We start from the raw sequence: 16381 nt of genomic DNA, 5'->3' as shown, positions 1-16381 counted from the left end.
GGAACAGCGTAAACCAAGAACAGTGCGAATGCCGTACTCCGGAACAGCGTAAACCGGAACAGTGCGGATGCCGTACTCCGGAGCAGCGTAAACCGGAACAGTGCGGATGCCGTACTCCGGAACAGCGTAAACCGGAACAGTGCGGATGTCGTACTCCGGAACAGCGTAAACCGGAACAGTGCGGATGCCGTACTCCGGAGCAGCGTAAACCGGAACAGTGCGGATGCCGTACTCCGGAACCCCGCAGACCTGAACCATGTGGATGCCGCCCGGAACAGAAGAATCCCGAGCCGTGTGGGTGCCGCACTCCGGAGCGCCATCCAGAGAAGAAATGTGGATGCCGTTATGATGCATTGGAGGATTTTCCGCTTGCTATGGCTTATGTGCCCTGGCAGAAATGGCAGAATCTATGTGAACCTTGTAAAGGATTCCAAAAAGGTACGATCTTTGAAGATCTCATAAAACCATTTCATGGAAGAGGAGGATGTAATCGATGAGTGAACGTCCATGCAGAAAAGATTTACTTGACCATATCAATGCGGTCAGTTTCGCTGTGGATGATGTAAAGCTTTTTCTTGACACCCACCCCTGCGATGAAGATGCACTCGCTTACTTCCGTGAGTACAGCCGCATGAGAAATGAGGCTCTGAAAGAATATGCCGCATACTTTGGTCCTCTAACAATCGACACCACTGTCTATTCCTGCGCTGACAGGTGGGACTGGGTCAATGAGCCATGGCCATGGCAGGAAGGAGGATGTTAGTATATGTGGGGTTATGAAAAAAGACTGCAGTATCCTGTAAAAATTACGCAAACCAATCCAAAAATTGCTCAGATCATTATTACACAATTCGGCGGGCCCGATGGTGAGCTCGCGGCATCAATGCGTTATCTCTCCCAGAGATACACAATGCCGTACAAAGAAGTGACCGGAATCCTGACTGATATCGGAACAGAAGAACTGGCTCATATGGAAATGATCTGTGCCATCGTCCACCAGCTCACCAGAAATCTGACACCGGAAGAAATCGAAAAATCCGGTTTTGGCAACTACTATGTAGATCATACACTTGCACTCTGGCCGCAGGCCGCAAGCGGAACACCGTGGACAGCAACCGTTTTTCAGTCCAAAGGCGATCCGATCACCGACCTTCACGAGGATATGGCCGCTGAACAAAAAGCAAGAACGACTTACGACAATATCCTGAGACTGGTAAAAGATCCAGACGTCTGCGATCCGATACGTTTCCTGAGAGAACGCGAAATCGTTCACTATCAGAGATTCGGGGAAAGTCTTCGTATTGTCCAGGATAATCTGGACAGTAAAAACTTCTATGCCATCAATCCTGAATTTGATATACGTCAGGACTGCGGCTGCAAATAGACCCAGAGTTGTTAACGCATTGCCTGATACAAACCAAAACAGGGCTGCCCCTTTTAGGTGCAGCCCTGTTGTATTTTGGTAAGTCATATTCCAGGCAGACTATTCGGATTTTGCTCCCAGTGTTACCTGATAAGTATTTGGGGTATACTCACCGTTACTTCCGGGAACCTCCACTGTAACAGTCACTGTATCGCCTTTTGCATAATATTTCAACTCTTCCTGCAGCGTTTTCATGCTGTCAATTGTTGTCCCATTCAATTCTGTTATGACTCCGCCTTTTGTCATACCTGCAGTTTTTGCACCGCCTCCGCTTATAACATCTGTCACATAGACACCAAGCGGCATATTAAATCTCTGGGCATTCTCGGAAGTCACATCTATTCCTTCTATTCCAAGATATCCTCTGTCAGCCTCTGCAACTTTGGATTTTGTCTTCTGATTCATCAGATTCGTTATAATATCAGAAACATCACTGATCGGAATAGCGTAGCCGACACCTTCAACAGAGCTTCCTACAAGTTTTGAAGAGTTAATTCCTATCACTTCTCCGTTGGCATTCACCAGAGCACCACCGCTGTTGCCGGGGTTTATGGCTGCATCTGTCTGGATCAGCCTGACATCACTTGTGCTGGTTTCGCCTGTCATTGTATCTGTTGTAGTGCTCTCACGGTCTGTGGCACTGATAACCCCTGTCGTAACTGACTGTCCGTATCCCAGTGCATTTCCAATAGCGATAGCCGGTTCTCCAACTTTCAGTTTGGAGGAATCTCCCAGCGTAGCCACTGCAATCGCGTCCATCGTATCACTGGAAATCGTATCCAGCGGCACTGCAATTACTGCCACATCGTGGGACGGGTCGGTTCCTTTAATATCCGCTTCAAGGCTCGTGCCGTCAGCAAATGTTACTGTCAGTGTCTCGCTGCCCTCTACTACATGATTGTTCGTCACAATTAACAGCTCAGAATCATTCTGGGCAATTATGATACCTGTTCCTGCACTTGAGCTCTCCTGCTGGGATACACTGCCGAAGAAGTCCTGTACCTGCTGTACGCTCATATTGGTAATCGATACGATAGAAGGCATTACGCTCTCCACAACACCTGACACATCTGACGTAATGACGCTGGACGTCTTGGTAAGAGAACTGCTGTTAACCGGAGCCGTACTCTTTGCAGATGCATTAGAAGAATTATTCAGCCCCAGAACCTTGCTGCCCACTATATTGGATGTTAAAAATGTTGCACTGGATACAACTCCGAATAATAGAGCGCATCCTGTTACTACGACAGCTTTCGGCATTTTCTTTTTTGGTTTTTTCTTATCATTGTTGTTTTCCGGCTGGCTACTATACTGAGCATTTCCCTGCTGTCCTTCGGGATTGTAATAATTATACTGGTTATCCATACAAATTCCTTCTTTCTCTTGTATTTTATATTGATATAATAGCCGCTCTTTGTGATGGAATTGTGTTCTTTTATTTAACAAACTTTGAAACAGTAACAATTTTTTATTCAACGGTTACAGATTTGGCAAGATTCCTCGGTTTATCCACGTCACAGCCTCTGCCCACAGATATATAGTAGCCAAACAGCTGAAGAGGAATTATGGCCAGTGAATTTGTAAAATAACGGTTTGTTTCCGGTATGTAAATTACATAATCGGCCGCGCGCTCTACCTCATCATTGCCCTCATTGGTCACTGCCAGAACAAACGCCCCCCGGGTTCGGACTTCTACCATATTACTGATCATCTTTTTATACAGATCTTCCTGAGTCAGCACCGCGGCTACAAGCGTCCCGTCTTCTATCAGTGATATTGTACCATGCTTCAGTTCGCCCGCCGCATATGCTTCCGAGTGAATATAAGATATTTCTTTCAGCTTGAGTGAGCCTTCCATGGATATAGAATAATCAATGCCCCTTCCAATAAAGAATACATCTCGTGCCGCCAGATATCTGTTGGCAAATTTCTGTATTCTGTTTTTATTATTCAGGAGCAGCTCCACCTGATCCGGAATCCGTTTCAGGTCCTCAATATAATTCTTCAGCTCCTCATCCGCTATCTTTCCACGCACTTTTGCAAACTTCATAGCCAGCAGATACATAGCGATGAGCTGACAGGAGTATGCTTTGGTTGTAGCCACTGCTATCTCCGGCCCTGCCCATGTATACATGACATTGTCAGCCTCCCTGGCAATGGAACTTCCCACTACATTCACGATGCCCAGAACCCTGGCCCCTCTTGCCTTTGACTCCCGAAGTGCGGCCAGTGAATCCGCGGTCTCACCGGACTGGCTGATAATGACAACCAAAGTTCCTTCCCCGATAATCGGGTCCCGGTACCGGTATTCCGAAGCCAGGTCTACCTCTACAGGAATGCGTGCCATCCCCTCGAATACATATTTGCTTGTCATTCCCGCATGATATGCAGAGCCGCAGGCTACGATCATGATCTTGCTGATCTTTTGTATCTCCTCGTCAGTCATATTCAGCTCTTCTATCACAATATCGCTGCCCTTAATACGCGGTGAGAAGGTATCTGTAATTGCTTTTGGCTGCTCGTACATCTCCTTTAGCATAAAATGCTCATATCCGCCTTTTTCCGCCGCATCCACATCCCATTCAATATGGGTGGATTCCTTCTCAATCGTTTCCTCATCCACATTGAAAAACTCCATGGAGCTGTCGGTCATTCTGACGATTTCTTCATTTTCTATAAAATAAACATCTCTTGTATATCTCAGCACTGCCGGTACATCGGACGCAATAATGCAGCCGCCCTCTGATTTACCGACAATCAACGGACTGTCTTTTCGAACCGCATACAGTTCATCCGGATGGTCTTTGAACATGATCCCCAGTGCATAGGAGCCCTCCATGCGGTGCATAATCTTCGTGATCGTCTGCAGTGGATTGCCCTGATAATAATAATCCAGAAGATGGGCAATTACCTCTGTATCGGTATCCGAAATAAACTCATAACCTTTGCTTGTCAGCTTGTTTTTCAGTTTCAGATAATTCTCTATAATTCCATTGTGTACTACGACGATGCTTTCGTCTTTATTGAAATGTGGGTGCGCATTGACATCGGACGGCTCCCCGTGGGTTGCCCATCTCGTATGCCCTATGCCAACCGTTCCCGGCAGGGTTGCACCATCATGTGTCAGTTCATTCAGCACCTTCAGACGTCCCTTGGACTTCTTCATTTCAATCTCCTGTCCGTCATAAACTGCAATCCCGGCAGAATCATAACCGCGGTATTCCAGTTTTGACAAACCGTCCAGCAAAATCGGGGCTGCCTGTTTTTCACCTACATATCCAACTATTCCACACATCTTGTGACTCCTTTCATACTGTCAAACTCATCCAGTAACATATTATCAGGCCAGCGTATACGGTGCCTGGTTAATTGCAAAATTAGGGTTATAGAACGGATCACCATTTTCAAGAATCTCCGGCCATTTTTTCTGGAATTTTTCCACTTCCTTCTCAAAGCGTTTTAACTTTTCCGGAGTATCTTCGTAGCCTCTTGACTTTGATTCATAATGATGCCACTCTGAAAACGCATTATAAACAACCAGTTTGCCGGCCTTTCTAAATTTGAGACAGAGATCCACATCATTGCATGCAACAGCAAATTGTTCATCAAATCCGCCGACTTCCTCGAAAAGAGCTCTCTTCGTCATCAGGCATGCAGCGGTTACCGCACTGTAGTTACAGTTAATCCGTGCTCTTACCATGTATCCATAGTCATCGCGTTTCAGTCCTACGTGCACATGGCCTGCGTAGTTTCCAAAACCGATTACGATTCCTGCATGCTGCACTGTATCATCTGCATACAACAGCTTAGCTCCAACGGCACCTACGTCCGCCCTCATACATATACCAAGCATCTCGGCAAGTGCATTTTCCGTTATCATCTCTGTATCATTATTCAGGAAAAGCAGATAGTCTCCTGCTGCGTACTGTACACCAAAGTTATTGATGGAAGAATAGTTAAATCCTTCTTTCCAGTATACCACTTTAATGTTTGAATATTGAGCCTCCAGGTATTTATAATATTCAAAGGTTTTCTTCTCACTGCTGTTATTTTCAATGATAATAAATTCATAATTTTTATAAACACTCCGGCTCTGAATAGAATTAATACAGATTTTCAAATCCTCTATATGATCTTTATTCGGTATTATAATTGATATCTTTGGATCTCCCGGGGTAGCATATTTTACATGATACATTCCCCATAGTCCTACATGTTCTACCGATGCTTCAGTTCCAACACGTTTCAGGTGCTCTTCTATTGCATGTTTTCCGGCTTCATACGCATACATTTTGCTTGAAGGATCACCGGCCACAGAATTCATATGGATTCTCCAGTGATATAAAATCTTCGGTATATGTCTGATCTGCTCAGACTCTTCAATACATCTGAACATCAGGTCATAATCCTGTGAACCGTCAAAATCGCTTCTGAAACCGCCTATTTTCCTGATAATTTCGGTCTTCACTACGAAGAAATGAGTAATGTAATTATGGGACCGGAATAAATCCATACTGAAATCCGGTTTAAAATTCGGATCACTGAACTCCGAACCATCCCCGTTCATTTTATCTTCGTCTGTATAGAGAATATCATACTTACATTCCTGCAATGCGTTTGTGACCTCATAGAGAGCATCCGGCGTCAACACATCATCGTGGTCAAACAGCCCCACATAATCCCCGTTCACCATGTCCAGCGCCGCATTTGTATTGCCGGATATACCAAGGTTTTCCTTTAATAAACTGTATCTGATTCTGCTGTCCATAGCAGCATATTCTTCCAGAATTCTTTCCACAGTGCTGTCGCCGCCGCTGCCGTCAGCGATACAGAGCTCCCAGTTTTCATAAGATTGATTTCTGACAGAATCGATCATCTCCCTCAAAAATACCTCCGGAGTTTTATAAGTAGGAACAATAATACTGATCTTAGGCTGCCATTCAAAGACAGTCTCCCGCTGTCTCTTCAGATCTGCTTCGGTAGCTTTATTTTCTTCAAACCACTGCTGGTATGACTTCCCCTGTGCATTGACACAAGACAAAATGTGGTCTTTCAGACCATGTATGCCATTTTCACGCAGATATTTCATGCCTTTTTTAATGTTCTTTTTATTTAACGCCTTTACAAATCGGACTGCAAACTGCTTACTGTGCTGCGCCCTCTCATACTTTTTCAGTTTCACCGGATCCAGCTGAATCTTTTTCCGCTTGACACCATCTTCTATCACCAGTGTATAGCACTTTTCAGGTTCACATATGAATTCGGCCACAAACCCGCATTCCACATTCGAAACATCAATAAGTCCTGCTTCCTCTACATCCGTTCTCTTTACCCTCTGCATTTTTATTTTCAGCGTCTTACCGGATTCATCCTTTACAGCTACATGGACCTTATCTGTACCCGAAGTAGATACAGCCCAGCCTGATAGCACAATTTTAAGCGGCTCAACGTGCACCCAATCGATATTGTAAGAGATCGTACTTTCATCCTTTAGAGCAACAATTTCTTTCTTTTCCATTGATACAATGCATTTTCTGCTGCTGCCCTGTCTCAGGTACAGCCGATAGCTTTCGGGAGTTGCACTGCCGTCTACATAAGTCTTAATATGAAATCCGGTATCTGCAGCCGGGCTGTACTTGCTCTTAAACTTGTTCTGGACATCCGGTCTCGCAATCTTCTTAATTCTGCTTTCTACCAATACACCATTAATCTCCGATTCATAAGTAAATGGTTTTCCCTGCTTCTCAAAACACCAGCCATTTACACGGATATATCTTTCTGTCGGTTTCACTCTAAACTTTTTCTGATCGATATAATATTTAAAATCCATATAATCCTTCTCTTTCTGAATCTGCCTATTTGAATAACTTATACAAAAATTTAATGAAAACTGCGATATACAGTATAAACACCAGCATTACAACAAAAGTCTCCAGATCAAATCTTTGTGTCACTGCTTTGACGATCATTGTGCCTGTAGTATCTACCCCTTTGATTATGAGATCCGTTCCTTCCTCTGTCTCAGGCTGAATACTGAATCCAATTCCTTTTGATTCATCAGATCCCTCATTTTCAAAAATGACTTTATACGTATTTCCCTCGCAATTTTCTACTGTATCAAATCTAAAATAATAGAACCGGCCATTCTTAATTTTTTCTGCATCTGTAGTTCCCTGTGCAAGCTCTTTCCCATCTTTCATGTCTATCAGAGAATACTTTACCTTCATCCCCCTCACATCGCCAATCACCTGGCATTTGGCACGAAACCCGTCCAGAGTTTTCTCCTTACTGACAAAGGTCTGCTCTATCTTTGCTACAGCTCCTGTTGCAATATACTGACTGTTATCAACATTTTTATCATATACCAGATTATTTTTTCCTATATGCGCATACAAAAATGTAGCCGCGAGTATAAGAATAATAATAATCAGACTTTTCATTTTCTTCATCTTATCTCCTCAGCACTTATCAATAGCATTTACTATATTCTTCACAGATTTCCAGAGCATCCCCAAATCTTTTCAGATGCCCCTTTTCAAGCCAGACAATCTTGTTACAGATAGATTTTACCTGCTCAATACTGTGAGATACAAACAATATTGTTGTCCCTGAATCCATCATCCGATGAATCCGTTCTTCACATTTTTGCTGAAAACGGAAGTCTCCAACAGAAAGCACTTCATCGACAATCAATATATCAGGCGTACCAATTGTTGCGATTGCAAATGCCAGCCTGGATACCATACCCGAAGAAAAATTCTTTACAGGAACATCCATAAAGTCATGTAATTCGGAAAACTCTACGATGTCATTATAGTATCCTTCCATCATTTTACGTGAATATCCCAGGAGTGCACCATTCAGATAGACATTCTCCTTCGCCGTCAGATCAAAATCAAATCCTGCTCCAAGCTCAATCAAAGGCGCCACATTACCGTTAACTGCCACCGAACCTTCTGTAGGCTTTAATACTCCCGCAATCGTTTTAAGCATAGTACTTTTTCCGCTTCCATTGAGTCCGATCAGCCCCAGAGAGTCTCCCTGCAGTACTTCAAAAGATACATCTTTCAGTGCCCAGAATTCATCATAAGAAACCTGGTTTTTGATACTTTTTATAATGTATTCCTTAAAACTGTCAAACTTTTCAGAGGAAAGGTTAAACCTCATTGATACATTTTCTACTTTTACAACTGTTCTTCTATCCATACCCATCTCCTAAATATTTAAAATAAACTTATCCTGGTTCTTATAAAAGACGTACAGACCAATACCCATAGACACAAACGCCTCTACGGCTGCAATCAGCAGGGATGATAAACTAAACACGCTGTTGTTTAACATCACATCACGGAACATCATCACAATATTGGTGAGCGGGTTAAGCATAACCACTTTATTTAACCAGTCCGGTAAGATCGACATCGGATAAATAACAGGAGTTAAATACAGCAGGCCAGTTACAAAAACTCCGTATAAGTGTATGACATCCCTGAATTTAACTGTAACTGCCGCCAGTATCAGGCCGATTCCCAGCGAAAACAGAACCAGCAGGATCAGCGGGATGGGGAACAGAAACGCAGTCCAGTGCATCTCAGTCCTGGTTGCCGCCATAACAATCAGCATCGCTGTAAATGAAGCCATCAGATTAATCGTACTGGAAAAAACTCTGGATAAAACAAATAAGTATTTAGGAACGTACACTTTTTTAATCAAAGCTGCACTTCCTATTATGGCCGACATCGCCCCTGAAGTGGCATCCGAATAAAAATTAAATACCACCTGACCGCTCAGAATATACAGCGGAAAATTTTCTATGTCGAATTTAAACAGATTTGAAAACACAACTGACAATATTATCATCATACACAGTGGATTTAACAACGTCCACAATACTCCAAGGACTGACCTTCTGTATTTAATTTTTATATCCCTGGCAACCAGTTCCCCCAACAGAGGTTTAAATTTCAAAAAATTCTGAATATATCTTGACAAAACAGTTTCTTCTCCTCTTCTTCAGCGGTAAAAAAATTGACTTATAATACAATCTGGCAGTATCCCGGGATACTGCCAGGTTTTTCCGCTAATTTTTCTTATCCATTATAGCACCCGGTTCTATATAGGGCAATGATTTTTTCCCCGCCTGATTCTCTACTTTACTGGCTCAGATCCATGTCACGTGAAAAATGGCTGGTTCTCCCAGCCATTTTTTTCCACATTCAACAGACTGCTATAGATCAATAAAATCTACTGAATAATCATCATCTTCTTTTTTCTTTCTGTTCCTGGCTGGCGGAGTTTCTTCCTCTTCGTATTCTTCAAACTCATCATCATAATCGTCATCGTCATCCGCATACTCGTCTTCAAAGTCATCATCATATTCTTCAAAGTCATCGTCATAATCGTCATTGTATTCGTCATCATACTCATCATCGTCATCCTGGAAGCCAACAAACTGCTCTCTGTCCTTTTTCCTGGTCTTCGGTAAATCGTCTGAGTCATCACCGTCAATATCATATTCATCATACAGATCATCCAGTTCCTGATTCCGTCGGCTAAGTTTCACTGCCAGAACTATGATAATGACCAGCATGATAAGAAATACACCCCATACAGCGCACATAATAATTGTCATATATTTAGTAACGAAATTTGTAAGCTTATCAGTCAGGGTATTGCTGCTCTCTTTTTTCTCTACAACAGGAACCGTATATCTCTGGTAGGTTTTCTCAGTTGTGTCGTACTGATAATACCCTTTTGTGCCCTCGCTGCTGAGTGCATATACAAGATAGTACTCTTTTTCAGATGTATTCTGCCACGCTGTAAATACTTTACCACTTATATCCGTAGTCGTTTCTTTATATTCTGAAGGCAGACCCTCTTTATCCTTATGATCCATCAGATAGATAGAAAATGAAGAATTCACATCCACTACTGCTGTCTGAGCAAATGAACCGTCATCACTGCTGTAAAGGAAATAGTCTGAATTTCCTTCGCTGTCCTGCAGATAAAACATATACTGTCCGCTTGACTCCTGAAGCATTGCCTTTGTTGACTTTCCGTCCAGTTCTGTATCAGCTGCCGCAAATCCATTCGGTATAGCTGCCTCTGAAAAATTCTCATTAACCGTGTATGTCTTACCATCCACAGTCACCTGAAGTCCTCCTGAACTCGCCTTGTTATCTTTTGTGCCTGCCTCTTCATCTGAGACAGGTGTTCCGCCTTCTATAGTTACCTGAGAAGTCCCCAGTGTAAGATTCAGTGATTCGTCAGAAGCCAGATACGCCGTATACTCCTTTGCCTCAAGAGTTGTTGTCCCTTCCTTCAGTGCGGTAAATTCCATTGTATAATTTACCTCAGTCGATGTTCCGTCACCTTTGGCAGACAACTTCACTGTACCTTCTCCTCCTGATGCATTCGTTCCGCTTACGAACTTTAATATAGAAGGATCATAAGTAACCGTAATATCCGTATCTCCAACGGCGACACCCTCTGCTCCGGAAATAACCTTCGCAGTTACTGTAACATTTTCTCCTGCCGCTCCCGAGGGATCTGAAAACTGCAAAGTTCCTTCTGCTGCAAATGCAACAAATGAAAAACATGAAACCGTCAGACACAATGTCAATAATGCAGCTCCTATCTTTTTGAATGATTTCTTCATCTTCTCTACCTCTTTTGCCATTTGTTATTGTTCTGTTCCGCTTCCCTGATCCGAAGTTCCGCCTCCGGCCGCTCCGCTCTCAGGCTGTTCACCAGTAACACCTGTGTCAGAACCGTTTCCACCGCTTTCCGGTACCGTATTTTCCGGCGCTGCACCGCCTCCGGTGCCCCCGGTACTTTCTGTATTATCCGTGCTGCCGCTGTCCTGGGTTGTGCCGCCATAATAATAACCTTCCTGCGGCTCATAAGTAGCGGCCTCTTCATCAGAAATTGTATTCATAGCATAACCGCCTATCTCGGTGCTGATAGAAGCCACTGTCGAAGACGGACTGTATCCGTCATTACCAAAGAAAAATTCATGAAGCTGAAGTACGTTGCTCTGCAATGTTTCCGGAATAACCGAACTGCCTACTCCTGATAAACTTGCCGTTGAATTGTCAAATGGAAAACCGCTCATTTCTGTTAAATTATAAGCAAAAGCATCCTTGGCATAAGCCAGGATTTCCGTCAGTGAAAAATTAGTCTCTATCTTAGGGAACACTTTATCAATAATCCTATTTATCGTTGAAAGATCAGCTGTCTGGGCTTTCTTAACAATCTGTTCCAACACCGTACGCTGTCTCTCCGCCCGCTTAAAATCATCGCCCGTTGTATAACGAATCCGGCAGTAAGAAGTAGCCTGAACTCCGTCCAGAATCTGTTTGCCCGGCTGGGTCAGTTCCGTTGTCGTCTTTCCCGTTACTCTGGATGTCTCAGTGCAGTAACCGTTTGTCCAGAAAACTTCTTCCGGCGTCAGATCCAGCTCTATGCCTCCCAGTTCATCTACAACATCCACAAGTGCATTAAAATTAACCGTCACATAATGCTGTATGTCCATATCGAGATTCTTATTCAGCATGGCGATCGCTTCTTCCGGCCCGCCAAACGAATAAGCTGCATTGGCTTTATTATAGGAACCGTCATCCTGCTGGAGCAGCGTATCTCTGAACACGGAACATAATCTGACTTCTTTATTCTCCCGGTTAAGGCTTGCTATGATAATGGTATCGCTTCGTTCTCCTTCTTCCGGCATACCCTCTCTGGTGTCAAGACCAAACAGTGCGACATTCAGATATCCAGTTTCATTATGCTCAACTTCTGTTGATATATTCAATTTTGAAGCATCCAGCGTTGTAGTCTCAAGTTTTCCAAGCTTTGATGCCGCAAAGGCTACACCTGCAGTTGTAAGCAGAACAACCGTTCCCCCTGCAATAGCCAGTGCTTTCTTCCATACTGCCCAGGATGCAAATCCTCTCTTCGCTCTTCTTCCTCGTTTTCTAATATTCTTTTTTCTCGCCATTGTAAATCCTTCCCAAAACATCGAATTCATGATCACAATTAATCATACAATACTTCCAGTCAAACTTCAATCTTAATTTCCGTTTTATTCCTGCTTCAGTACCAATATTTAGGATTTGAAGAGAGCTTTACTACTAGCCTTTGTGGAAGGTGTTTATAATTCCGCCCCAGTTTGTATCCCAGGAACTTAAAACCGCTTTTTACAGTAAGCGGTATGATCAGCCATGGCTTCCTAATCTTAATGAGATAACCGGCAGTATCTTTCACCAGCCGGATCCCTTCACTTTCCGATTTGACACCGTCAAATACATCCGGATTGTCAACCTGCGAGACTGCTACATCAAAATTTCTTTTTAACTGCTGTATACAGGAATAATTGTGTGAATGTATCACTTCTGCCTTTGCAGCATAAACACAACTGTACCCTGCTTTCAGTAGTCTTCCCGCCATAATCATATCTTCGTTAAAAATCGCCTTTTTTACAAATCCCCCCAGCTCCTCATAATAAGAACGCCGGTATGCAGCGCAAACATTTGAACAGAAAAATGCTTTTATACCTAATTTATCAACAGATTGTATATCTTTTACACAGCCTTCTGCCGGATAATTAAAGCTTCTCGTATACCGTTCAATCACATCACACTTTTCGTCCGGCAGCTGCCTTGCATAGGCACAGGCCACATTTGCATTCTCGAAAGCTTCTGCCAGATGCATTACAAGATCACGGTCTGCGGGAACCGCATCCTGGGTCATACAGATAAAGATATCTGCTTTGCTTAAGCCTGCGGCCATACGTCGTGTTCCACCGTGGTCAAATGCTTCTTTCCCGATCTCTTTCACAGTCACTCTGTCGTCCAGCCCCGCAGTTTCCCAGGGGAACCGCCCGCCTCTGGTATGAATGATAAAAATATTCTGTATGGGATAAGACTGCCTGATCAGCCCTCTGATCAGGTTTTCAAATTTTATATCCGGTTTGTAAGTGGGAATTATAATATCCACTGTCGGTCTGTCCATAAATGCTTCTCCTAATATCCTGCAGTATCTCCGTAATCAGTTCCGCTGCCATCTGAACCGTCTGAATAGCCACCATAATCCCCTGTGTCCTGGGTATCTGTATATCCATAATCATCCGTACCGGCTGTGCCATCATCTGTGCTGCCCGTATTCTCATAGTCAGAACCCGATATTCCAGTCAGATAGGCAACATCGCTGTCTATCCGGATGACCCTGTCGGACACCTGATAGTTTTCTGCTCCAAACAGAAACTTGTGCAGTTGTTTTACATTATCAGCAAACCCAATCGAAACAACGAAAGAACCCTCCAGCCCGATAACATCTTCAGACGTCGTAACATCGAACGGGAATCCTGACATTTCTCCAATCTTATACCTTGCGGCACTCGCAGCCAGCCCTACAAAATCGCTTGTAGACAAATTAGTAGATACCTGCGGCAATACCTGATCAATTATTCTATTTAATGTAGGCAGACTTGCAGTTTTCGCCTTATCCACAACTTTCTGCAAAACAGTTCTCTGGCGTTCGGCACGTTTATAGTCATCTCCTTCTGTATATCGGATTCTGGCATATGATACTGCCTGAATCCCGTCCAGCACCTGATTGCCTGGCTCAGTCAGTTCTGTTGTTTTTCTCCCCACAACCTGTGATGTTTCTGTACAGTATCCATTTGTCCAGAATACCTCTTCAGCAGTCAGGTCAATCTCAATTCCGCCAAGCAAATCAATCACATCTGCCAGAGCATTAAAATTCACACTCATATACTTTTGAATATCCAGATCAAAATTCCGGTTCAGGAGAGCAATGGCCTCCTCCGGACCACCGAATGAATATGCGGCATTTGCCTTCTCATATGTTCCATCATCCTGCTGAGTAAGCGTGTCCCTGAATACCGATACAATTTTTACATTCTTTGTTTTATTATCTATACTTGCGATCATAATACAATCGCTTCTTACTCCGCCGTCCAGCTCTCCTTCTCTGGAGTCCAGTCCGAACAGTGCAATATTGGTAAATTCGCCCGTATCCTGGTAAATCTCCAGGTTCGAGGTGTCGACAGTCTGAAAATCCAGTTTATCCAGTTTGGACATCGCATAAGCAGCTGCTCCTAAAACAAGAAGAAGAATCACCTCAACTACAAGCAATATAATTCTTTTTCTCATTTTCCTCTTATGTAACAAAGCACGCTGCTGCTTTGTCATTTTACTCTTGGATTTTTTTCTAGCCATTTTCACTTCCCCTTAAAATTGATCTCCGCCTAATAGGCATTTTTGTTTACAAAACCTTTAAAAAACGTCAGGAACAAAATTTTAAAATCAAATCCTATCGTCCAGTTCTCAATATAGTACAGATCGTATTCAATACGCTTTCTGATAGAGGTATCTCCTCGAAGCCCATTTACCTGCGCCCATCCGGTCAGGCCTGGCCGTACCTGGTGCTTTACCATGTATCTTGGTATTTCCTCCCTGAACTTTTCAACAAAAAGCGGCCGTTCGGGCCTCGGACCCACCAGGCTCATATCGCCTTTCAAAACGTTAAAAAGCTGTGGCAGTTCATCTATACTTGTTTTACGGATAAACTTTCCTACCGTTGTAACCCTGGGGTCATTCTTGGTAGTCCATTTACTTTTTTCTTTTTCTGCCTCCTGCACAACCATAGAGCGGAATTTGTACATGGCAAACGGTTTATTCTGCAGCCCTACTCTCTCCTGGCTGAATATAAGCGGACCAGGGGAGGTCCCTTTTATCACCAGTGCAGTAAACAGCATAATTGGTGAAAATAAAACAATTGCCACAACCGCACCAAAAATATCCACGCCTCTTTTCACCACTTTATTAACAGTATTATTCAGAGGCACATGCCTGATATTAATCACAGGCAGTCCCAGCAGATCTTCTGTATACGGCTTTGTCGGAATAATATTATTATAGTCCGGAATAAATTTTGTATGCACGCCGGACTTTTCACACATGTTTACAATATATTCCAACTTATGGTATTCATCAATTCCAAGTGTTATCGCGATCTCGTCGACTCTGTTCTGAGGAAGGATAATTAGAAGATTATCGATGCTTCCGATTACTTTCACGCCTTTATATTCCGTCCCCCTTGGCTGATGGTCATCCAGAATTCCTCTGATGGAATATCCCCATTCCGGATTAGCTATAATACGGTCTATATACTGCTCAGCCGCCCGGCTGTATCCGACCAGAATCATATGTTTCTGATTGTATCCGTTCTTTCTGATATTGCGCAGAAAATACCGTATCAGATTTCTGGAGAGCACCTCCAGGAAAACATTCACCAGGAAGAATATGAAAATCATCTTCCGTGAAAAGTTGGGCTCATTGGTCAGGTAAAGAATCAGAATGAAGCCCAAAAGTCCTATCACATTAGCCTGTGTGATATGCCATGCTTCCAGCCGTCTTCCCTGTACTCGCTTTGGTGTATACACCTGGAAACAGCCATATAAAACCAAATATCCAGGAACTATATATGTCAGCGCCCGCATATATATTTCGAAAGGCAGATACCACTCATCCACCTCCATCAGTCCACTTTTGAATCTCAGATACCAGGCAAGCGCGTACGAGGCCATGATAACCAGCCCGTCCAATACCACCTGCATCCGGTTCAAATATTTCTGATTATCTTTAATCATTATTTTCACCTTACTCGTTTATATATTATACCATATTCTGCAGTTTACTGCGGACCTGCCCGAAGGGCATGAATTACGGGGTGCCCTCTGGGTATACCATATTCTGCAGTTTACTGCGGACCCGCCCGCAGGGCATGCATTACGGGGTGCCCGTTGGGTATAAATCTATTATAATTCTTTATTCAATAATTAGGTTCTACATTATCTGTTATATGATACAATATTTTCGGTAAAAGGACAAGTGAAATATATGTGATCTTTAACATTCTCTTAATAATTCCGTAATA

Annotated in this window: 14 protein-coding genes; 3 read left to right on the top strand and 11 right to left on the bottom strand. The window is 43.2% G+C overall.

Annotation, left to right across the window (positions count from 1 at the left end):
• The 3 genes from HMPREF0240_RS25100 to HMPREF0240_RS19195 all read left to right on the top strand — a co-directional run.
• Positions 1 to 497 (top strand): spore coat associated protein CotJA (locus HMPREF0240_RS25100; protein WP_035314201.1); only part of this gene is annotated, 497 nt, incomplete at its 5' end.
• Positions 494 to 763 carry a spore coat protein CotJB gene (locus HMPREF0240_RS19200; RefSeq protein ID WP_009005082.1) on the top strand — a complete coding sequence of 90 codons (270 nt, stop codon included), beginning with the start codon at positions 494 to 496 and terminating at the stop codon, positions 761 to 763. The genes HMPREF0240_RS25100 and HMPREF0240_RS19200, both read left to right, overlap by 4 nt.
• A gap of 3 nt (positions 764 to 766) precedes the next feature.
• Positions 767 to 1384 (top strand): manganese catalase family protein, encoded by a 618-nt coding sequence (locus HMPREF0240_RS19195; RefSeq protein ID WP_009005081.1) that lies wholly within the window; start codon positions 767 to 769, stop codon positions 1382 to 1384.
• Between the two features lie 99 nt (positions 1385 to 1483).
• Here HMPREF0240_RS19195 and HMPREF0240_RS19190 read toward each other — a convergent pair whose 3' ends face one another.
• The 11 genes from HMPREF0240_RS19190 to HMPREF0240_RS19140 all read right to left on the bottom strand — a co-directional run bounded on the left by HMPREF0240_RS19190 (position 1484) and on the right by HMPREF0240_RS19140 (position 16094).
• On the bottom strand, positions 1484 to 2788 hold the full coding sequence (locus HMPREF0240_RS19190) for a trypsin-like peptidase domain-containing protein (RefSeq protein WP_009005080.1): 1305 nt from the start codon (positions 2786 to 2788) through the stop codon (positions 1484 to 1486).
• A gap of 103 nt (positions 2789 to 2891) precedes the next feature.
• Complete coding sequence (gene glmS / locus HMPREF0240_RS19185) at positions 2892 to 4718, bottom strand: glutamine--fructose-6-phosphate transaminase (isomerizing) (protein ID WP_009005079.1); 1827 nt, start codon at positions 4716 to 4718, stop codon at positions 2892 to 2894.
• A gap of 45 nt (positions 4719 to 4763) precedes the next feature.
• Positions 4764 to 7253, bottom strand: a complete 2490-nt coding sequence (locus tag HMPREF0240_RS19180) for a glycosyltransferase family 2 protein (protein WP_009005078.1) — start codon at positions 7251 to 7253, stop codon at positions 4764 to 4766.
• A gap of 25 nt (positions 7254 to 7278) precedes the next feature.
• A complete protein-coding gene (locus tag HMPREF0240_RS19175) occupies positions 7279 to 7872 on the bottom strand; it encodes a hypothetical protein (RefSeq protein ID WP_009005077.1) in 594 nt (197 codons plus the stop codon).
• Positions 7873 to 7891: 19 nt separating this feature from the next.
• Positions 7892 to 8629: an ABC transporter ATP-binding protein gene (locus HMPREF0240_RS19170; protein WP_009005076.1), complete on the bottom strand. Its 738-nt coding sequence runs from the start codon at positions 8627 to 8629 to the stop codon at positions 7892 to 7894.
• Between the two features lie 9 nt (positions 8630 to 8638).
• Positions 8639 to 9415, bottom strand: a complete 777-nt coding sequence (locus HMPREF0240_RS19165) for an ABC transporter permease (RefSeq protein WP_009005075.1) — start codon at positions 9413 to 9415, stop codon at positions 8639 to 8641.
• 235 nt (positions 9416 to 9650) lie between these two features.
• Positions 9651 to 11081, bottom strand: coding sequence for a cohesin domain-containing protein (locus HMPREF0240_RS19160; RefSeq protein WP_035314241.1), 1431 nt, complete (start codon positions 11079 to 11081; stop codon positions 9651 to 9653).
• A gap of 24 nt (positions 11082 to 11105) precedes the next feature.
• Entirely contained in the window at positions 11106 to 12419 is a 1314-nt protein-coding gene (locus HMPREF0240_RS19155; RefSeq protein WP_035314199.1) for an LCP family protein, read from the bottom strand.
• Between the two features lie 95 nt (positions 12420 to 12514).
• Positions 12515 to 13432, bottom strand: a complete 918-nt coding sequence (locus HMPREF0240_RS19150; RefSeq protein ID WP_009005072.1) for a glycosyltransferase family 2 protein — start codon at positions 13430 to 13432, stop codon at positions 12515 to 12517.
• 11 nt (positions 13433 to 13443) lie between these two features.
• Positions 13444 to 14661, bottom strand: a complete 1218-nt coding sequence (locus HMPREF0240_RS19145) for an LCP family protein (protein WP_047776395.1) — start codon at positions 14659 to 14661, stop codon at positions 13444 to 13446.
• Between the two features lie 29 nt (positions 14662 to 14690).
• Positions 14691 to 16094, bottom strand: coding sequence for an undecaprenyl-phosphate glucose phosphotransferase (locus HMPREF0240_RS19140; RefSeq protein WP_035314198.1), 1404 nt, complete (start codon positions 16092 to 16094; stop codon positions 14691 to 14693).
• Positions 16095 to 16381: the final 287 nt, after the last annotated feature.

Source organism: Clostridium sp. D5 (assembly GCF_000190355.1).
Lineage (GTDB): Bacteria > Bacillota > Clostridia > Lachnospirales > Lachnospiraceae > Faecalicatena > Faecalicatena fissicatena_A.
Note: the sequence above shows the minus strand (reverse complement) of the source record. Positions and strands in the feature narration are given on the sequence as shown.